General features: G+C 67.5%; 20 protein-coding genes. 11 read left to right on the top strand and 9 right to left on the bottom strand.

Annotation, left to right across the window (positions count from 1 at the left end):
* Positions 1 to 2: 2 nt before the first annotated feature.
* A complete protein-coding gene (locus tag E1261_RS13955; RefSeq protein WP_202874678.1) occupies positions 3 to 395 on the bottom strand; it encodes a lasso peptide biosynthesis protein in 393 nt (130 codons plus the stop codon).
* A gap of 429 nt (positions 396 to 824) precedes the next feature.
* Positions 825 to 1,748 (bottom strand): helix-turn-helix domain-containing protein, encoded by a 924-nt coding sequence (locus E1261_RS13950; RefSeq protein WP_132406601.1) that lies wholly within the window; start codon positions 1,746 to 1,748, stop codon positions 825 to 827.
* 430 nt (positions 1,749 to 2,178) lie between these two features.
* Between E1261_RS13950 and E1261_RS13945 the strand changes: the two genes are divergently transcribed.
* Positions 2,179 to 2,727, top strand: coding sequence for a hypothetical protein (locus E1261_RS13945; RefSeq protein WP_132406599.1), 549 nt, complete (start codon positions 2,179 to 2,181; stop codon positions 2,725 to 2,727).
* 7 nt (positions 2,728 to 2,734) lie between these two features.
* Here the strand turns inward: E1261_RS13945 and xynC are convergent, their stop codons facing one another.
* Both xynC and E1261_RS13935 read right to left on the bottom strand, forming a co-directional pair.
* Positions 2,735 to 3,994, bottom strand: a complete 1,260-nt coding sequence (xynC, locus tag E1261_RS46875; protein ID WP_132406597.1) for a glucuronoarabinoxylan endo-1,4-beta-xylanase XynC — start codon at positions 3,992 to 3,994, stop codon at positions 2,735 to 2,737.
* A 242-nt stretch (positions 3,995 to 4,236) separates the two neighbouring features.
* Positions 4,237 to 5,313, bottom strand: coding sequence for a baeRF2 domain-containing protein (locus E1261_RS13935; protein WP_132406595.1), 1,077 nt, complete (start codon positions 5,311 to 5,313; stop codon positions 4,237 to 4,239).
* Positions 5,314 to 5,439: 126 nt separating this feature from the next.
* Between E1261_RS13935 and E1261_RS13930 the strand changes: the two genes are divergently transcribed.
* Positions 5,440 to 5,859: a CBS domain-containing protein gene (locus E1261_RS13930; protein ID WP_132406593.1), complete on the top strand. Its 420-nt coding sequence runs from the start codon at positions 5,440 to 5,442 to the stop codon at positions 5,857 to 5,859.
* Positions 5,860 to 6,019: 160 nt separating this feature from the next.
* On the opposite strand, the gene E1261_RS13925 is transcribed toward E1261_RS13930, so the two are convergent.
* The 3 genes from E1261_RS13925 to E1261_RS13915 all read right to left on the bottom strand — a co-directional run bounded on the left by E1261_RS13925 (position 6,020) and on the right by E1261_RS13915 (position 8,695).
* Complete coding sequence (locus E1261_RS13925; protein WP_132406591.1) at positions 6,020 to 6,319, bottom strand: hypothetical protein; 300 nt, start codon at positions 6,317 to 6,319, stop codon at positions 6,020 to 6,022.
* 127 nt (positions 6,320 to 6,446) lie between these two features.
* Entirely contained in the window at positions 6,447 to 8,018 is a 1,572-nt protein-coding gene (locus E1261_RS13920; RefSeq protein WP_132406589.1) for an HNH endonuclease signature motif containing protein, read from the bottom strand.
* Positions 8,019 to 8,272: 254 nt separating this feature from the next.
* Entirely contained in the window at positions 8,273 to 8,695 is a 423-nt protein-coding gene (locus tag E1261_RS13915; RefSeq protein ID WP_238176205.1) for a low affinity iron permease family protein, read from the bottom strand.
* 89 nt (positions 8,696 to 8,784) lie between these two features.
* Here E1261_RS13915 and E1261_RS13910 point away from each other — a divergent pair, with 89 nt between their 5' ends.
* From E1261_RS13910 to E1261_RS13880, 7 genes are all read left to right on the top strand, one after another.
* Positions 8,785 to 10,383 carry an alpha-amylase family protein gene (locus E1261_RS13910; protein WP_132406587.1) on the top strand — a complete coding sequence of 533 codons (1,599 nt, stop codon included), beginning with the start codon at positions 8,785 to 8,787 and terminating at the stop codon, positions 10,381 to 10,383.
* Positions 10,384 to 10,415: 32 nt separating this feature from the next.
* Positions 10,416 to 10,553: a rho termination factor gene (locus E1261_RS13905; protein WP_132406585.1), complete on the top strand. Its 138-nt coding sequence runs from the start codon at positions 10,416 to 10,418 to the stop codon at positions 10,551 to 10,553.
* Between the two features lie 29 nt (positions 10,554 to 10,582).
* Entirely contained in the window at positions 10,583 to 12,037 is a 1,455-nt protein-coding gene (locus tag E1261_RS46870; protein ID WP_132406583.1) for an aminotransferase class I/II-fold pyridoxal phosphate-dependent enzyme, read from the top strand.
* A 68-nt stretch (positions 12,038 to 12,105) separates the two neighbouring features.
* Complete coding sequence (gene sigJ, locus E1261_RS13895) at positions 12,106 to 13,020, top strand: RNA polymerase sigma factor SigJ (protein ID WP_132406581.1); 915 nt, start codon at positions 12,106 to 12,108, stop codon at positions 13,018 to 13,020.
* A gap of 74 nt (positions 13,021 to 13,094) precedes the next feature.
* Positions 13,095 to 13,649, top strand: a complete 555-nt coding sequence (locus tag E1261_RS13890; protein ID WP_132406579.1) for a DoxX family protein — start codon at positions 13,095 to 13,097, stop codon at positions 13,647 to 13,649.
* A gap of 172 nt (positions 13,650 to 13,821) precedes the next feature.
* The gene (locus E1261_RS13885; RefSeq protein WP_132406577.1) at positions 13,822 to 15,483 is read left to right on the top strand and encodes a peptidase M16 family protein; all 1,662 of its coding nucleotides are present in this window, start codon (positions 13,822 to 13,824) and stop codon (positions 15,481 to 15,483) included.
* Positions 15,480 to 16,421 (top strand): hypothetical protein, encoded by a 942-nt coding sequence (locus E1261_RS13880; RefSeq protein ID WP_132406575.1) that lies wholly within the window; start codon positions 15,480 to 15,482, stop codon positions 16,419 to 16,421. Before E1261_RS13885 ends, E1261_RS13880 begins: the two co-directional genes overlap by 4 nt.
* A 65-nt stretch (positions 16,422 to 16,486) precedes the next feature.
* On the opposite strand, the gene E1261_RS13875 is transcribed toward E1261_RS13880, so the two are convergent.
* Positions 16,487 to 17,323, bottom strand: a complete 837-nt coding sequence (locus tag E1261_RS13875) for a helix-turn-helix transcriptional regulator (RefSeq protein WP_132406573.1) — start codon at positions 17,321 to 17,323, stop codon at positions 16,487 to 16,489.
* Positions 17,324 to 17,426: 103 nt separating this feature from the next.
* Here E1261_RS13875 and E1261_RS13870 point away from each other — a divergent pair, with 103 nt between their 5' ends.
* Both E1261_RS13870 and E1261_RS13865 read left to right on the top strand, forming a co-directional pair.
* The gene (locus E1261_RS13870) at positions 17,427 to 18,143 is read left to right on the top strand and encodes an SDR family oxidoreductase (RefSeq protein ID WP_132406571.1); all 717 of its coding nucleotides are present in this window, start codon (positions 17,427 to 17,429) and stop codon (positions 18,141 to 18,143) included.
* The gene (locus E1261_RS13865) at positions 18,137 to 18,520 is read left to right on the top strand and encodes a hypothetical protein (RefSeq protein ID WP_202874676.1); all 384 of its coding nucleotides are present in this window, start codon (positions 18,137 to 18,139) and stop codon (positions 18,518 to 18,520) included. Before E1261_RS13870 ends, E1261_RS13865 begins: the two co-directional genes overlap by 7 nt.
* Here E1261_RS13865 and E1261_RS13860 read toward each other — a convergent pair.
* Positions 18,517 to 19,174: LamG domain-containing protein (locus E1261_RS13860; RefSeq protein ID WP_132406569.1), on the bottom strand; the 658-nt coding region annotated here is incomplete at its 5' end. The two genes, E1261_RS13865 and E1261_RS13860, sit on opposite strands and share 4 nt — an antisense overlap.

The following is a 19,174-nucleotide window of genomic DNA, read 5'->3' as shown; positions in this document are numbered from 1 at the left end:
CGTCACCTTTCCGCCATGGGGATTTCCACGTACTCCTCTGAGACCGGTAGCGACGTGCTGACCACCTCGTCGCCGCATCGCACCCAGGCATAGAGCCCTCCGGGCGCGACTGCGGGTGCCAGTTCACGCCCCAGTTGCAGTGCGGCCGGAAGGCCGAGGCGGCGCAGGCCGACGGTCAGAAAGATCGCGTCCTCGACTGGATCGAGAAAGCCGACCAGCAACCGTTCCATCAGCCGCAGCCTGGCCACTGCGGGGCCAACTACTGCGTGGTCCAGCTTTGGCGGTCGCCGGCCTGCTGTCGCGACCGGCCATTCCGGCAGCCGGTAGCCGCCCTCGGTCCGCGCCTCGAGCAGGAAATCCCGGGCGGCCCGGCCGGCTGTGATGTATCCGAGCATGGCTCTCCCTGAACAAGACTCTGCGTGAGTAATCTGCGTGAGTAAGAAGCCGAAGTGGCGCGGCCGGAGCCGCGCCACTTCGGTCAGCCGATCAAACCTGCTGGCAGTGGAACCAGTTGCAGAGGCTGCCGGGGCAGCACTCCGAGTCCCACCAACAGTCGTCGCCAGGTCCCTGACAGGTCTCTTCGACCACGGTGGGGCGGCTGTAGAACTGCTGGCGCAGCCCGTCGCTCAGCCGGGACGAAATCGTTGCCTGATTCATCGCACCTCCAGATAGAACTGGTTTGAGTCCGGGGAAACAACCGGACCCTGTGAAGGCTAGGCGGAGGACGCGCGGGATGCATTGTAGAAATGCGAACGCCGGTTTTTACAATGGTGCCGATCCGGTTTTTACCTTGGCCTTGTCTTTCGGCCGGGGTAATGTGCTGATCAATGCATTAGATGGCAGTCGTCGGGCAGTGCGACCGTCGAGTGCGGAGCAGTTGCGCACCGGCAGCCGGGCCGGCTCGAGGCAGCGACGTACGCGCCCGGGGTCATTCCCAGCAGCCCTTTGAAATCGCGCATGAAGTGCGCCGGATCGAAATACTCGGCGTCCGCCACGATCTCGGCCACCGACCGGCCGCGATCCAATGCCTTGCAGGCCCGCCCGACGCGGATCAGCCGGGCGCTCTTCTTCGGTGACAACCCGACCTGGTGGGCGAACCGGCCGGCCAGCGCCCGCGACGACAGCCCGACCTCATCGGCCAGGTCACCTACGCGGATCGTGCCACCGCTGTTCTGAAGCAACCGCCAGGCCCGCTCCACATCCGGGCTCCACCGCGGTCCGTCTGCACACCAGCGCTGGATCGCAGCGGCGAGAACGCCAAGCCTGGCTTCCGAACAGGGCGTCCTTGCAAGATCCCGCTCGACGGCCCAGGCCGCCGGGCCCAGCAGATCCGCCGGCCGGACCACCCGGTCAGCGAGCCGTTGTAGCGAATCACCGAACGCCCGAAAGGCGATCCACGGCGGCAAGGTGGCGCTGACTGTGTGGCAGTCGCCGTTCCGCCGCACTTCCAGCGCGCGCGTGCGCGGGCCGATCAGCACCGCCGGCCGAGCCTTGCTGGCGTCGACCGGCGCGTCGCGGAGCTCGAAGACGATCCGCACGCCGCTCGTGAGCAGCCAGCCGGTCATCGGCCGGTCCTGCGCCAGCTCCACGTCCCCCAATCGCACGCCCGGCAGCTCGGCCTCCGCGCACGGTTCGGCGACGGTCAGCTGCCCTTTGCCGCAGGCACACGAATGCCGCCTGGCCGGCTCGATCCGGCGGGCCGGAAAAGTGACATCGATAGCTGATTGGAATTGGGCATATGAGGTCACCCCAGGACCATCGGCCCGGCCGTGACAGCAGAATTCCGAGTAATCATCATGATGATCCCCAAGTCTCGGAAGGAATGACTTTCAAACGCATGGTTGCATGCCTCCGGGGCAGTAGCAGCCCTTTCAGTGCTGATCGAAGCGATTGCGGACCGAGGATCCAGGCTGAACTGCGGGGGCTGTACACTCCGGCGGCCGCGGAGAAGCAGGCGGCGGCCGGGGGCAGTTATGTGTTAAGGCATCGCAGGTGATTAACCCGGTCTGAAGTCCTGACTTCGGTCATCCCCGCCGCATTGGGAACTATGCACGGCGCTGACCTGTGACGAGTCGTACGGCCAGGAAGTCTCGGTGCGGCTCTTGTCGAACATGGCTGTACGAGTTACAGTCCGAGGACTTACTCGAACAGTGGTGTTCGAGTTATCTGGAGGCGGAGATGACAGAGCAGCTGAAAGGGCGGCGGTCGGTGCTGAGCTACTGGCCCGTCGTACTGGGAGCCGCAGCGGCGACCTTCCAGTTGGTGGCAGGGGTGGCGGCCGACGCCGTCGCTATCACCGTCTCCGTCGCAGCCAGCTGCTATCTCGCCGCGGCGGCCCTTGGCCAGCGCTGGATCGCGTGGGCCGGCGTGCTGACCGGCTCGGTTGTAGTCACCGTCAGCGAGGTGACTGGCCTCGCATGGTGGCTGGGTCTTTCGGTGTACGCCGTAGTGCTCCTCCTGGTCGGCCTACTGCGGCGAGCCTCAAGCCGACCCCTCACCGCGCAGGGGATCGCGATGCTCGCGTTCGCCGGCCTGGCCGTCGTTGGCGTTCTCGTGTCGCCCCGCCTCGGACTGGCGATTGCAGGCGTCGCACTGGCCAGTCACGCAGGCTGGGACTACCTCCACTGGCGCCGCAACGAAGTCGTCCCGCGCTCACTGGCCGAGTTCTGCATCGTCCTCGACCTCCCCCTCGGCACGGCAGCCGTCGTACTCGCATTCACCACCTGACGCCTGATCAACCGGCCACGAAGGTTTTGATGCTGTACGGCGGGAGCTGGGTGTCGAATGAGCCGTTCGCCAGGGTGATGGTTGGGTCGGCGGCGAGTGTTCGGCTGGCGGTGGTCACCCAGGTGGAGGCCGTCGAGGCCGTGGTGTCGCGGATGGTGAAGGGCTGGGTCACGGCCGACGAGTTCTTGTTGACGGCGACGATGACGATGCGGGAGCCGTTCTTGAACGCGGTGATGAAGACATTCGTCTCGGGCTTCGCGGTCGCGGTGATCCGGAGGTAGCCGGGCCGAACCCACTTCGAGAAGTGGGCCATGTTGGCACCGCGTTTGCTGATCCGTCCGTCCTCGCGCATCGGGCCGTACGAGCGGCGGATGTACCACCACACGTAGGTCTGGAACCGGCCGTCCACCAATGCGCGGTGCATGTGCTCACCCACGTCGAGTGCCTGCGGCCAGAGGTCGCCCGAGTCGGCGTTGCTGTTCGGGTGATAGACCTCCGTCATCCACAGCTCCTTGCCGGCGCCCTTCTCGCGGAACAGCGGGTAGGGGAGGTCGGCGGGCTGGGTGCCGTAGAGGTGAGCGCCGAGGATGTCCACGTTCGCCAGGGCCGCGGAGTCCTGCAGGATCGGGTCGGAGGCTGTCTTGCGGTACTGGAACGACTCGGGCGCGATCACGCGGGTGTTGATCGCGCCGGCGTTCTCCCGCAGGAACCTCACCATCTCGGCCGGCGTCCACGCCGTCCAGTCGTGCGCGTAGTCCGGCTCGTTCTGCACCGAGATCCCGTACAGGGTCGTGCCGTTCTCGCGCATGAAGGTGGCGAAGTCGTTCAGGTGCTGGGCATAGGCGCCGTACGAGCTGTAGCGGAGCCGCTTTCCTCCGGAGAAGGTCTCGGTCATCGACGCCGGTGGGTTCCACGGCGAGGCGAAAACCTTCGCGCCGAGTTCAGTGGCGCGCCGGGCGGTGGCGACCTGGCGACTCCAGTCGTCGCGGTTCTCGGGGACCGGGATGCGCAGCAGGCTGAAACCCAGCTGCCCCGCGCCATTGCCGAAGGCTGTCTCCCGCTGCTCGGCGGTGAGATCGGGGATCCAGGTGGGGTGGTTCATACCGCCGAAGCCCTGGATCTTCTGCTGCACGATCGCCGGTTCGACGACCACCCGGGTCGCCGCTGCAGCAGGAGGTGCCGTCACCGCTAACACCGGTACGGCGGCGCCCGCGGCCAGCAACGACCGTCGGCGTACCAGAGGTGAGTTCGAGTCTTTGGGGTCCATGGGGCATCTCCACAAGGTCGGTCGGGGGCGGCAACCGATGCGTCGAAGCGTTTCGACGAGCCGGAACCATGATCACCTGCGGAACCCCTGGTGAGAAGACCAGGAGCATGCTTACTCTTCGGGCCACGGCTGCCCAGATCCCGTTGACTACTTCGCGGCGCGGGATGTCCAAGGTGGCCGGTGGCCTCGGCGGCTACTACGTCCGAGGCACTGAGAACCCTGACGGCCCGCTCCCGGGCAGGTCAGGTGTTCCAGCGGAGGAGGGCGGCGGCGGGGGCGCCGCCGAGTGCGGTGCGAGGCAAGACGACGACGTTCGCGCTCGTGCGGGCCGCCGCGGCGACGAGTGCCTGGTCGGCCGGGAGAGCGTCGTCGGTCGGTACCGCACCGAGGTCCAGACCGGGGTGGTCCTTGACGGTCAGGGTTTGTTTGTGGGTCGCATCGGGGTCCAGCAGCAGGGTGTCGACCTGGCCCTGGACGAACGCGTCGGCGATGTCGCGAACCCCGGTCGCAACGGCTGAGTCCTGGCCGAGACGATCCTTCAGGGTGTGGTGAAGCTCCAGCCGCTGTGCGACGGCGTACTCCAGCAGGGCCTCGCGAATCGCCTGCTGCTGCGTCTCGTCGCCACCGTCGGCGGCCCGGCTTCCACTGCGCAGTTGAACCACGGTCGCCACTGACGTATCCAGCTGCTTCTCGACGTCGGCTACCGATCGCGGATCTCCGCCGAGCAGGATCAGCCCGACGCCCGACGCGATCACCGAATCGAGTTCCTGCGCAACAGCCTCGGCATTGCGGTGCCATACGTTCTCGGTCTCGTGCTGGTACCGCAATGCCGACCAGCCACCGACGGGCACATGATGCACATGCCAGGTCTCCCCGCCGGCCGAGGTCTCACTCTCGGGCTCCGGGACATCGGACTGATAGATGGCGACGTCTCCGCCCTCATGATCGACCAGTGCCAACGCGAACCGGATGTTCCGTTCGGCCGACCGGACCCAGGTGGACAGATCGGGCAGAGGTCCCCAATGGACTGATGACTGGTCGACCCGCTCGTGGACGATCTCGTCGAAGACGACGCCGCCAGCATTCGCAACGACGGTCCTCGCCACTGGCGCCGGCTCGTCGGCCTGCTGCCCGAGAGCCCCGGTGATTCGCCGTACGACGTTCTCGTCGGCACCGAGCTCTTTCAGCTGCTCGCAGGCCCCGCGCACCCGCAGTTCGTGCTCGTGGGCGCCGGACTCGCTGTCGTGGCTGACGTCCACGGTGACCGTCGCAAAAGGCCCGACACCGTCGAAGACACTGTGCAGTCTTGAGACATCCATGGCCACCGGTACCCGGCCGGATCCCCAGGAAACCGGAGGAACTTTTCGGTACGCCGCATGGGCCGGGCCGGCGCGGGAACCGCATCTTTAAGGACCTGAAACCTGCGAAGCGGAAAGGAAGCCCTGATGACCAGTGCACGTGATCTGATGACGCCCGGCGCCGAGTGTGTCGGTGAGAAGGAAACTCTGGTGGAGGCCGCGCGCAAGATGCGCGACCTGGATGTCGGCGCGCTCCCGATCTGTGGCGAGGACCAGCGACTGAAGGGCGTGCTGACCGATCGCGACATCGTGGTGAAGTGCATTGCCGATGGTGGTGAGCCCGGCAGTGCGACCGCGGGGCAGTTCGGCGAGGGCAAGCCAGTGACGATCGGCGCGGATGACAGTGTCGAGGAAGCCCTGCAAACGATGAGCAAGCACCAGGTCCGCCGGCTGCCGGTGATCGACGGCCACGATCTGGTCGGCATGCTCGCCCAGGCAGACATCGCCCGCCACCTGAACAAGAGCGCCACCGGCGATCTGGTGCAGGACATCTCAGTCGACGCCTAGCCCTGGCGGACTGTGGATCAGGTCGCCGGTGAAGGCGAGTCTGCGACCGTCGAGCTCGATGAGGTAGGTGACGCTGCCCTGGGTATGCCCTGGGTATGCCCTGGCGTTGGCACGGTGGTGACGTCGAGGTGCCCGATCCGGCGGGTGCTGCAGTCCTGCATCACGCCGTCGACGGCGACCGACGACAGCAGCGAGAAGCGGTCCAGTGATGCGTGACGATCACGTCGGTCACCGAGTCCACGCCGTACGACGCCAGCTCGTCGAGCCAGCGTCCGGATCCGGCATCAACCGCTACCGGCGACCGCCGTACCGGATCCACCAGGAGGTCGACCGTGCAGGTGTCCTCGATCGCATGCAGCGTCGCCCCAGCACCATAAACACTATGGCAGCGGGTTGCCTCGGGTTGCCTCCCCGTGAGGCCGATGCGTTCGTCGGCGCGGTCGAGTGTGCGTCCCGGCACCGAACTGGTCGACCTTGCCGGGCGGATCGTGGGCTGGGCATGGGTAGGTCCGCGGGCCGGCCTGGGGGCCGGCTGCCGCGGTGGCGTGGTGGTGGGTGTTGGTGGTGGATCTGGGGGTGGTGGAGATTTACGGCGGTCCGGTTGTCGGGCTGGTGTTGGTGCCCCAGGGGTCGAAGTCACTGGGCGCGTGGGCGAGCAGTTGAGCCCGGAAGGCTTCGCGGTCGGCGGCTCGTGCCGGGTCGGGGCGGATGCTGGCGGCGAAGAGCCGGGCGAGGTGCTCGTGAGTTGGGTTGCTGCTGGCACTGCGGGTACTTGCACGGGCGCTGCTGCTGACGCCGGCTGTGCTTTCACCCCAGTAGTCGACGCTGGCGCTGGCGCTGGCTGTGGTGGTGCGGGTGCCGCTGGCGCTGGCGCTGGGACCGGGGTTGGGGGCAGGCGTGACCCAGCCGATCAGGGCGGCGAGTGCGGCGCGGTCGGGTACGGGTGGTGGGTCGGCCCACGAGGGTCGGGTGACCTGGACGCCGGCTGCGGTGATCGAGATCGCCCATTGGCCTTCGTGGACCGCGCGATGGTGCGCGGAACACAGCAACGCGAGATTCTGCAGGCTGGTCGGACCGCCGTTGGCCCAATGGGTCAGGTGGTGGGCGTGGCACATCCACGGCGGTGCCTGGCACACCACACAACCTTTGTCTCTCTTGTTGAGAGCGCGGCGGATGTAGCGGTTCACGAACCGTTGCTCCCTGCCGACGTCGAGGGGCTGGGAGTCGCCGCCCAGTACGATGGGCAGGACGGCGGCGTCGCAGGCGAGGAGCCGGACGGCACCGGCGGACAGGTTGTCACCGAAGACCAGTTCACCGACCGCGCCGCCGGTCGTACTGTCGCCTGTTCCGCCGCCGAACGCGGCTGGGGCGGCGGCGAGGGCGGCTTTGAGGTCGTTGAAGTCGATGGTGACCGGCAGGTGCGGGACGCCGGGATACTCGCGATTTCCGGCGGCGGCGTCCATGGTCGCTTTCAGTGCATCGGCCTGTCGCTGGTCCTGGGTCCGCGGGTCGCGTTCGCCGTCGATCGTCTTGTGCGGTTTCGATCCTTGGTGGATCTGGGTCTTGAGCTGTTCGCCGCTGGCACCGGCCAGGAAACCGGTGAACTTCACCCCACCCGCGGTCTGCCGCAACCGCAAGAACTCCTTCGCGACCGCTTCGTCCTCAGCCGGCTCGGGACCATCGGTGTCGAGTCTCGACAGGACCGTCTGGCCGAACTTGGCGAGTTCACGGGGATTGGAGACCCGGGCCATCTTGACCATCTGCTCCTCGGCCACGGCCAACGTCTCAACCGGCACCGTCGAGGGTGCCTTCTCCAAGGTCCCCACGACGATCTTGGCCAGGTCAGAGCGCACGACCCCAGCCCGCGTCGGATCGGCAGGATCAGCCATCGCAGCCGCCACCACCGGGTACTTGCGCAGAGCCACCGTGAACGCGAGGTCTTTACGGACCTCGCGACGGTCGAGCCGGTAGCGTTCCGAGACCAGTTCGATGGTGTCCCGGGCACCCAGCTCCTGAGCGGCGCCCATCTCCTCCAGCCGGCCCATGGTCTGCAGCTCGTCGGCCTTCAATAGGGCCTTGGCAGCCTGAATGGTGTCCAGACGCGCCAGCAGTTCGCTGACGCTCTGGGTGTACACCGGGGGCATCGCCAAGATCTCCATACCCCAAAGCCTAGCCACCTCCACCGACAGTTTTCGAGCTCAGAACCCCTTATTTGTAAGGGAGTGTGTGGGCTGTTTGTGGGCTGGTTGCACACTCAACTTGCCCACACGCGGCTACATGCCCTAGGTGTGGCCTCTCCGGCCGCCTCTAGTCGGGGCTGGAACTCGCTCAACTGCAGGAAGAACTGCCCGAGCCACGACCCCAGGAACAGGAGCGCCAGCACGTACCCCGCAGAAAACAAACTCGCACCACCTCACGAGGAGCTTTCGCGGTCTTCCAGGCCGACCGCCTTGCGTAGCTCGCGGGTCTTGTCGCGGAGTTCCGCGGAGTCGCCCGCGTGGGCTTGCATCAGGTCGGCCAGGGCTGCGGCGATGGCGTTCAGCTTGTCCTGTACGGCGGCGTCGGCGCGGGTCTGCGAGTTCTGCAGCAGCGCCACCATCAGGAAAGTGATGATCGTAGTCGCGGTGTTGATGATGAGCTGCCAGGTGTCGACCGAGCCGATCAGGAAGTACGACGGCGCCCACACCAGCACGAGCAGCACACAGAACGCGAAGAACCAGGCCCGCGAGGCGAACCGGGATGCCGCGCTGGCGAACCGGTCGAAGAATCCGACCCGTGCCGGCACGTCCGACGGCATGTGCGCCGCGTCGGTGGACTCAGTCGCTGTGTTCGCCATGGGACGACCTCCTCGGATCCGTGGTGCCCCGACACCCCGGTTCCCCGGGGTATGCCGAGTTGTGTTTCGCGGTCGGGTACCGCCTGCACATGACCGGTCTGCGGCTCGAAGGACGGGTGATCTACCAGCTCGATCCGGCCACGTTCTTCGATTCGGACGGTGACGGATCGGGTGACCTGCAGGGAGTGTTGAGGCATCTGGATCATGTGCGGGCGGTGGGGGCGGACACGATCTGGCTGCAGCCGTTCTACGTGTCGCCGTACTTGGACGGCGGGTACGACGTGGTCGATCACTGCGGGGTGTCCGCCCGGTTCGGGACGATGGCGGACTTCGAGGAGCTGGTCGAGCGCTGTCATCAGCTCGGGCTCGCCGTGCTGGTCGAGCTCGTCGTCCAGCACACGTCGACCGACCATCCGTGGTTCCGGGCGGCACGGGCGGATCCGGCGTCGCCGTACCGGGATTTCTATGTGTGGGCTGCGGAGCCGGGTGACGATCCGGTGGTCTCCGAGCCGGTCTTTCCTGGCGTCGAGGACTCGATCTGGGAGTACGACGAGGTGGCCGGGATGTATTACCGGCATGCGTTCTACCGGCACGAGGCGGATCTGAACGTCGGTCATCCGGCGGTCCGGGCGGAGATCGGCAAGATCATCAGGTTCTGGCTGGAGCGCGGGGTGGACGGGTTCCGGGTCGATGCCGTTCCGTACATGGTTCGGCAGGCAGCCGTCGAGGATGGGCGAGACGACGGCTACTGGTTCCTGACCGAGTTGTGCGCGGCCGCCGGCGATGCGCCGTTGATGGGTGAGGTCGATGCGCCGCCGGAGCAGTACCGCGACTATTTCGGTGCAGGTGACCGGCTGCACGCCGTACTGGATTTCTGGGTGAACAACCTGCTGTTCCTCGCCCTCGCGCGCGGCGACGCCGAGCCGTTGCGCCGTGCGCTGCACCAGCAGCCGGAGCCGCCGAGGAACGGCACCTACGTGAACTGGCTGCGCAATCACGACGAACTCGATCTTGAGCGCCTCGAGCCGAATGAGCGGGACGAGGTGCTGGCGACGTTCGCACCCGAGGAGGAGATGCGCGCGTTCGGTCGCGGCATCCGGCGTCGGCTCGCGCCGATGCTCGGTGACGAACGGCGGATCGCCGCGGCCCAGGCCGTCATCGAGGCACTGCCGGGTGTCCCGGTCGTCCGGTACGGCGACGAGATCGGGATGGGCGACGATCTGTCGCTCCCGGATCGGGCCGCGGTGCGGACCCCGATGCAGTGGTCAGACGACGAGAACGCCGGTTTCAGCAAGGCTCGTCCGGAGTTCGTCGAGCCCGCGCCGATCGAAGCGGGCCGGTACGCCGCCGCCCGGGTGAACGTCGCCGACCAGGAACTCCGCCCGGGCTCGCTGCTCAGCCGGGTCTCGCAGCTGGTGCAGCAACGACGAGAGCTCGGCCCCTTGCCGATGCGCCGGTGCGAGGCCATCCCGTTCGAGGCGCGCTCGGTGCTCGGGGTCCTGCATCATCGCGACCACGACGCCGTACTGATGCTCGTGAACCTCTGCCCGGACGAGGTGCAGGTGCAGACCCAGTACGCCGTACAGGCCGATCTGCTTGCCGACCGCACCTACGCATCGGCGGCCGATGGTGAGATCCAGCTCGCCGGCTACGGCTACCGCTGGCTCCGCGTGCAACCGGACGGATGATTGGCGCGCAGAGCCGGGGGAACCGGCACGGCATGGCTACCGAGAAGCAGCGGACGGGCAGTTCGGAGCCGAAGACCCGGCAGGAGCTGTACCGCGAAGCCCAGAAGTGCGACCTCCCGGGTCGTTCGAAGATGGGCCGCGACGAACTCGAACGAGCCCTGCGTCGTTGACTTCGGCAACGGTCGGGTACCGGGTGATCATGGATCAGAACAGGAGCCCGGTGCTGGAGGCGTTGGCGGAGTATCACGAGCGTGGGTACGCGAATTTCGCGCCGCCGGGGCACAAGCAGGGGCTTGGGGCGGATGACGCCGTACGGCGGGTGCTCGGCGCCGAGGTGTTTCGGTCGGATGTGCTGGCTACTGGCGCTTTGGACGACCGGAAGTCTGGGCAGAAGGTGCTGGAGCAGGCGCAGGAGCTGATGGCGGACGCGGTCGGGGCCGAGCAGGCCTTCTTCTCGACCTGTGGGAGTTCGTTGTCGGTGAAGAGCGCGATGATGGCGGTCGCTGCGCCGGGGGAGTCGATGCTGATTGGGCGCGACGCCCACAAGTCGGTGATCGCGGGGCTGGCGCTGACGGGTATCCGGCCGGTGTGGGTGCGGCCGCGGTGGGATCGCGAGCTGCACTTGGCCCATCCGCCCGGACCGGAGGCGTACGAAGAGGCCTTCCGCCAGAACCCTGATGCTGTCGGCGCGCTGGTGACGAGCCCCTCGCCGTACGGGACTTGTAGTGATCTGAAGGCGATCGCCGCAGTCTGTCATCGACGCGGGAAGCCGCTGGTCGTGGACGAGGCGTGGGGCGCGCATCTGCCGTTCCACGACGAGCTGCCGACCTGGGCGATGGATGCCGACGCGGATGTCTGCGTGGTGTCGATCCACAAGATGGGCGCCGGGTTCGAGCAGGGCTCGGTCTTCCACCTGCAAGGCGATCTGGTCGACCCTGTGCGGCTCAAGGAAAGCGCGGACCTGTTGTCGACGACCAGCCCGAACGTCCTCCTGTACGCCGCGATGGACGGATGGCGGCGGCAGATGGTGCTCCATGGTGAGGAGCTGCTCGGTTCCGCGCTCGAACTCGCTCGGTCGACGCGTGCCGAGATCGACGGGCTACCGGGCCTACGAGTCGTCGAGGACGAGCTGCTGGAGAAGGAAGCCTCGCATGATCTCGACCGGCTGCAGATCATGATCGACACCCTGGAGGCCGGCATCTCCGGATACCAGGCGGCAGACTGGCTGCGCGCGGAGCGGGCGATCAACGTCGGCCTGTCGGACCATCGGCGCATCCTGGCCCAGCTGACGTTCGCGGATGACAAGACCCAGACCGATCGACTGGTGTCAGCCCTCGCTGACCTGACGCGAACCAGCCTGCCCGCACCGGCGAGCGTCGTACTGCCTGATCCGCGTGAGCTCGAACTTGAGCAGGTTGTGCTGCCCCGCAAGGCGTTCTTCGCCGCGCAGGACGTCGTACCGATCACCGAGTCCGTCGGCCGGATCGCGGCCGAACAGGTCACGCCGTACCCGCCAGGCATCCCAGCCATCCTGCCCGGCGAGCGCATCACCGCCGGCGTCGTCGACTACCTGCGCTCCGGCGTCGAGGCCGGCATGGTCATCCCGGATGCCGCCGATCCCGCCGTACAGACCCTGCGCGTTCTCCACGACTGAGTGTGCCCCTGTGGGTCGGGTCACGTCTGGGGGTGTCACGTTTTGGCGGGATGCGGTGTCTTGAGAGCATGCCTGAGCACAGCAGACCGAACGACGACCACGCCGAACGGTTCACTGCGTTGCGGCCACTGCTGTTCACGATCGTGTACGAGATCCTCGGCTCGGCGACGGATGCCGACGACGTGCTGCAGGACAGCTATCTGCGGTGGGCCGAGGTTGACCTGGCGGCAGTGCGGGACACCAAGTCGTATCTGGCGCGGTTGGTGACTCGGCAGGCACTGAACGCGTTGCGGGCCGGCGCGCGCCGTCGCGAGGACTACATCGGCCCGTGGCTGCCCGAGCCGCTGCTGGTCGACGACCACGATCTGTCGGCCGATGTGGTGCTCGCCGAGTCGGTGTCGATGGCGATGCTCGTGGTGCTCGAAACCCTTACCCCCAACGAACGTGCGGTGTTCGTGCTGCGCGAGGTGTTCGGTTTCAGTCACCACGACGTCGCCGGGGCGGTGGGGCAGTCCGTTGGCACGGTACGCCAGATCGCGCACCGTGCCCGCGAGCACGTCCAGGCGAGGCGCAAGCGCTTCGAGCCCGCTGACGCCGCGACGGCCGTGCGGATCACGGAGCAGTTCATGACCGCGGCCACCACCGGGCATCTCGAAGGGCTGCTCGCGCTGCTCGCACCGGACGCCACCTGGACCGCCGACAGTGGCGGCAAGACCACCGCGACCCGCCGGCCGGTGGTCGGTGCGGAAAGAGTGGCCGCCCTCCTCGTGAACCTCTTCCGCAGAGGGCAGGAGACACCGGACCTACGGGTCGCGATCGTCAACTGCAACAACACCCCCGCGCTGGTCGCCTCCCGCGGAGAGCACGTGGAGGGCGTCTTCCTGATCGAGATCGTCGATCAGAAGATCACTGACTTCTATGTCATCCGCAACCCGGACAAGCTCCTCGCGGTGATGGCGCCGCGGCAGATCAGCCGGGTGTAGGAGCCGCATCGCCGGCACTACGGCCTCACCGAACTCGAACCCAGAATCGTTCACCAACCGGCAAGGAGTTCTGCATGAGCCGATCACGTCGACCTGACCGCGAGGCCGAGAGGCACCGGGGCCGCATCCGCTCGATCGCCTTCTGGGTCAGCACGGTTGTCGTCCTCGCCGAACTGGTCGCCGGATCGGTGTGGAACCTCGCGACGATCGACTGGGTGGAAATGCAGATGAGCCACCTGGGATACCCGCACTTCTTCGCCTACGTTCTCGGTGCTTGTCATGTCGCTGCGGCGGCCGCGATCATCGCGCCCGGATTCGGGCGGCTCAAGGACTGGGCGTACGCGGGCACGGTTCTGATGTGGTTGGGTGCCGTGGTGTCGCATCTGACCACCGGCGACAGTGTTGTGTCCTGGGGGCCGCCGCTGATGTTCGCGGTGCTCGCGCTGACGTCCTGGGCGTTGAGGCCGGCCGACCGCCGCCGCGACGGACGGCCGGCAACGCACCTCCGCGCCTGGGCAGTTCCGATCGGCCTCCTCGCTGCTCTGTATGCCGTTTCGATCCTGACACTGCCCGCGGCCGAAGACGTCACGCGCGAATGGCCGGCCAAGCGCGGCTGGATTTCCGAGTAGCTCAACCGCCGGGGACGATGAGCAGGACCCAACGCAACGAACCCCAGGCTTCAGGCGCTGGTCGTCGTACAGCGCATGTCAAAAGGTGCAATTCGGCGGATGCCTCTGCCGCGACCTCTCGACATCCGGCACGATTGGCCGGTATTTGACGAGCACGGGGGGATCCGGACAGATGAGCGGCGAGCAGCTGCGCACGACAGAGGTCGACGGCGTACCGGTCTACTGGTTGCCGGGTCCCGGCACGCTCCGGGCCAACCTGTGGTTCAGGGCCGGGATGGCGGACGAGCCGCTCCCAACACACGGCTGGCTGCACCTGCTGGAGCACCTGGCGCTGCATGGCCGGCATTCGATCCGGACACCGGTCAACGGACAGGTCAGCCTGCTGCACACCGCGTTCGACGTGGAGGGCGAGCCTGACGACGTGGTCGCGCACCTGCGCGACCTCTGCCGTTGGTTGAGCCAGCCGGCCTTCTCCGATCTCGACCACGAGCGTCGCGTGCTGCGGGCCGAGAGTTCCCGGCGCGGCGGCAACCCGGTCGGCAGCCATCTGCTCTGGCGGTACGGCGCACGCGGGGTAGGCCTCGCCGAGTACGACGAGTTCGGCCTCCACACCGCCCAGCCGGACGGGCTGCGTGAGCTCGCGGCCCGTGCGTATGCCCGGGGCAACGCCGTGCTCGCCCTGTCGGGGCCACCGCCGGCAGGGCTCGAACTGCCGCTGCCTCCGGGCCCTCGGATGATTCCCGCTCGCTCTGTCCAGTGCGAGCAGCCGCTGCCCGGCGGTTTCGCGGGGCGACCCGATGCGATCGCCCTGTCTGGGACGGCCGCCCGATCGACCGCGGCCAGCGCGATGCTGCGAGCCTTCGAGCGAGGCCTGCAGGGCGGGCTCCGGCACGACTCCGGAGTGGGCTACAGCGCATGGTCGTCGTACGAGGTGGTCGACGCCGACCGGGCGATGCTGACGGTCGGGATGGATGTGATCCCGGAGGCATTGCGGGACGCGGTCAGCGAGTCCATCGCCATACTGCGGAGGTTGCGCGATCGTGGGCCCGATCCGGTCGAGTTGCGTGACGACCTCGATGCCCAGATCCGCCAGTTCGGCACGCGTCCCGCCCATCAGTGGCTCCCCATCTTGGCCGCTCGGGACGCACTGCTCGGTACACCAGTGACGAACAGCGTCGAGGAACTATCAGCCGAGACGGATGCTGTGACCGTGGCACAGGTGCGCGAAGTCGCGCTGTCGGTGTGGCGCGATCTGCTCGTGTCGGTCGATCCGAAAGCTGGCGGCGATCCGCAACTGACCTGGCTGGACAGTCCGCCGGCCGTGGTCAAGCCGTCGGACGGACGCCGGTTCCGGCCGATCCACCCGGAGCACAAAGGTGCGCTGACTGTTGGCGCCACCGGCGTGCACCTGGAGACCGCCGACGGGCGCGCGTCGGCGGCGTACGACGAGGTCGCGGGCATGGTCAGGTACCCCGACGGCGGCCGGCAGCTGATCCAGCACGACGGCTACGGGGCGCAGGTCGAACCGACGTTGTGGCGCCACGGTTCACAAGCGGTCGCACTGATCGACGCGGCGATCCCTCCCGCGCTGCACATCCGGCTGCCGGAGCGGACGAAGGACCAGATCCCGTACGTCAAGGTCCGCCGGATCGACACCGTCCGAGGCTGGCTCAACAAGCCTGTCGTGTGGGTTCCGTTCCTGGTGCTCGTGATCCTCGGTGTGGTGCTGACCACCGCACCGGACGAGATCGCATCCATCGTCGGACGCGTCATCCCGATCGGTATCGCCATCGGGGTGGTCACCTTCTTCAGACAACTCAGGAGCAAGAAGTGAAGCTGAGACGACGCCGGGCGGGGTCGACGCCCGCGATCGATCCGTGCATGGGCGATCCGCTGGCCCGGTCGTTCTGTGACGCGTTGACCAACCGCGACTGGCCGACCGCTCGCCAGATCCTGCTCGGCACCGAGCACCCGGACGACCGCTGCTTCCTGCTCGATGCCTGCGGATCCGTTCCCGACGTACAGGACTGGATCGGCACGATCGCAGCTGCTGATCCGCTGGCGCAGCTGGTTCGCGGCTGTCATGCCACCGCGTGGGCTTGGGAGGCACGTGGCGGCTATTTCGCTCAGTACACCCAGGCCGAGCAGTTCCGGCTCTTCTTCGAACGGCTCCGCGCCGCCGAGAGCAGCCTGTACGACGTGGTCGCGGCGAACCCTGACGAGGTCGCGGCCTGGGCCTTCCTGGTACGGACCGCTCGCGGGCTGCAACTCGGCCTCGAGGACGGGGAGTTCCGTTTCCAGCAGGCGATCTCCAGGCACGCCACCAACCTCAAGGCGCACGCGGAATGGCTGCAGACCTGCTGCCAGAAATGGGAAGGCAGTCACGACCGGATGTTCCACCTGGCCCGGTCCGCGGCCGCAGCGGCGCCCGACGGCAACATGCTGCATGCGCTGATCCCGCTGGCCCACCTGGAGGTGACGCTCGACCTCGAGGACAGCGCCGCCTGGTTCTACATGAATCGGCCCGACGTCCAGGCGGAGCTTCGAGCGGCTGCCGACCGTTCCGTTCTGCACCCGGCCGCTGACCTCCGGCCCGGCTGGCCGCTGTACTTCAACACCTTTGCGATGGCCTTCACCAACGCCGGCGACAAGCCCGCCGCCGCGGCCGTGTTCTCCCGGCTCGGCGACCAGATCACCACCCATCCGTGGCAGTACGTCGGCGGCGACCCGACCAAGACCTTCAGCAAGGCCCGATCGACCGTCAGCCGGTAGATGTTGCGGTGGCGATGATGTCGTCGAGGATCGCACGGGAGGTGGTCGGGCCGGCGATCAGCTGGTCAGTAGGTGAATTGTTCGAGGCCGGTGACGCGGAGGAGTTTCAGGGCTGAGGCCTCCGGGGTGCCGGCTTCGGCGGAATAGACCAGGACGGTCTGGTCGGCCTCCGGCTCCAGGAGGATGTCGCAGTCGAGGGTGAGGGTGCCGAGTTCTGGGTGGGTGATGGCGGTGCTGCCGGCACGCAGGCGACCGGAGCGCCCGGACAGCCAGAGGTTGTCGAACCGTGGGCTGCCGGCACGCAGGTCGTTGACGAGGCGGGTGAGGTCGGGGTCCTGCGGGTAGTTGGCCTGTGCGGTTCGCAGGCAGGCGACACAGTCGGCGGCTGAGTCGGAGTCCGGTGACAGGGCGATGCGGCCGACGCCGTCGCCGAGAAACCGCTCGCGGATGAGATTGCGCCGTACAGATGGCAACTCGGAGAAGTCGCCGAACAGTGCGGTGGCCAGGGGGTTCCAGGCTAGTACGTCGGACTTGGCCGACAGCACGAGAGCGGGGAGATCCGACAGCCGGTCCAGCAGCCGATGCACGCTCGGCCGAACCAGCATCGGGACGCGTCCGGCTTGCGGGGGAGCGGAACCGGCCAGCCGGAACAGCATGTCGCGGTCGTCGTCACTGAGTCGTAGCGCCCTGGCCAGCGCGCGCAGGACCTGTACCGACGGCCTGGGGCCGCGGCCTTGTTCCAGCCGGATCACGTAGTCGACGCCGAGGCCTGCGAGTTGGGCGACCTCCTCGCGGCGCAGCCCTGGTACCTGCCGGCGCGGACCCGCGGGCAGGCCTACGTCGGCCGGCTTGATGCGTGCCCGGGCCGTGCGCAGTACGGCGGCTAGTTCGGCTCTGTCCACACACACCATCCTGCCGGACCGGAGAAGGGTCGGGGTGGTACCGCTGATCCCATGCCTCAGCGGTCCCTGGCGGCCGGCCGCGTCCGCGGTGAGGCTGAGGCCCATGACAACGACGACGGCCCTGGTCACCGGGGCGAACAAGGGCTTGGGACGAGAGACGGTACGACGGCTCGCCGTACTGGGGTGGGACGTGTTCCTCGCGGCCCGTGACGAGGCCCGCGGTATGGCGGCGGTGGCGGAACTGGCCGACGACGGAATCGACGTACGGTTCGTCCCGCTCGACGTGACGTCCGACGAGTCCGTCGCTGCGGCCGCGGACGTGGTGAAGCGACTCGGCGGCCGGCTGGACGTGTTGGTGAACAACGCCGGGATCGGTGGTTCGGTCAGCCCACCGGCCGACGTACGGGACGCTGATCTGAAGGAGGTGTTCGAGGTGAACGTGTTCGGTGCCATCCGGGTGACGAACGCCTTCCTGCCGCTGCTGCGCACCGCCGAGCAGCCCAGGATCGTGATGGTGTCCAGCGGGATGGGATCCTTTGCCGTGGCCAACGACCCGCGGTGGTTCGGGCTCGTGCCGCCACAGCTCGGCTACCCGGCATCGAAAGCGGCTCTGAACATGATCACCAGCCAGTACGCCCGTGCCCTGGACGGCGTCCAGGTCAACGCCGTGGACCCCGGCTACACCGCGACCGACCTCAATGGACACAAGGGTTTTCAGACGGTGACCGAGGGAACGGATGCGATCGTCCGGCTGGCCACGGCCGGTCCGGATGGTCCGACCGGCGGCTTCTTCAACCGTGACGGAGAGGCTCCGTGGTGACCGGGATCCTGTCGCTCGGGCTGCATCCGAGTGCGATCGACTACAGCCGCTACCCGGGACTCGACGAGGCGACCCTCACCGCCCGGATCGCGGCCGGCGAGGCGGATCTGCACGATCAGGGCTTCGACATCGTTCCGTGCCAGGTCTCCGCCGACCCGGACGACGCAGCGCAGACGGTCCGCGACTGCGTCGCCGCCAACCCGGTCGGCGTCGTGATGATCGGCGCAGGGCTACGGATGGCGGCCGAGCACACGCTGCTGTTCGAACGGCTCGTCAACCTGCTCAACGAACTGGTCCCCGGCATCGTCTTCTGCTTCAACACCTCACCAGAAACCACAGCCGACGCCCTCCGCCGGTGGACGCACCCGAACCGCTAGGCGAACGGGAGGGAGAGGCCGAGGGCGGGGTGGACGGCGGAGTTGCGTTCGCGGATTTGGGTGAGTTCGGTGGGGGAGAGGGCTCGGCGGTAGACGCGGACCTCGTCAAGGTTGCCGCGGAAGCGGTTGGCGCCGTCGATGCGTTGGCCGATGTGGATGCCTTGGACGCCGAACTCCTTGCCGGCGGTGACTGAGCCAGGAGGTGCGGTTGCCGAGCCGACCTCGGTTCCGTCGACGAGCAGGCGGAGTTTGCCGTTACTGCGTTGGAGGACGACGTGGTGCCACTGGTTGTCGTTGTACGACGACGTCGATTGCACCGTGATGTTGAAACGGTCGACCGCTATCAGCGCTCGGATCCGGTTGCTTTCAGGTTCGGCGCGGAGCCAGACCTGTGGTGTCGTCCCCGATCCGGTGCGGTAGGCCCAAAGGAGCGCGTGTGATCCGGTGGTTGCGCCGTACTTGATCCACGTCATCATCGTGAAGTCCTGCGCACCGACATCGATCGACCGGTCGAACGGTACCTCGACGCGATCGTCTACGCCGTCCAGCGCCAGACCGGCGCCGAACTTGCCCTCGGCAACCATTGCCTCACCGCGCACGTACGCCGGGTTGTGTGCCGGACCGAGGTCGGGCGTGGTCGGGCCGGGGGCGGGC

The sequence above is a fragment of the Kribbella albertanoniae genome (assembly GCF_004348455.1).
Taxonomy (GTDB): Bacteria; Actinomycetota; Actinomycetes; order Propionibacteriales; family Kribbellaceae; genus Kribbella; species Kribbella albertanoniae.
This window is presented reverse-complemented; position numbering and strand designations above follow the sequence as displayed.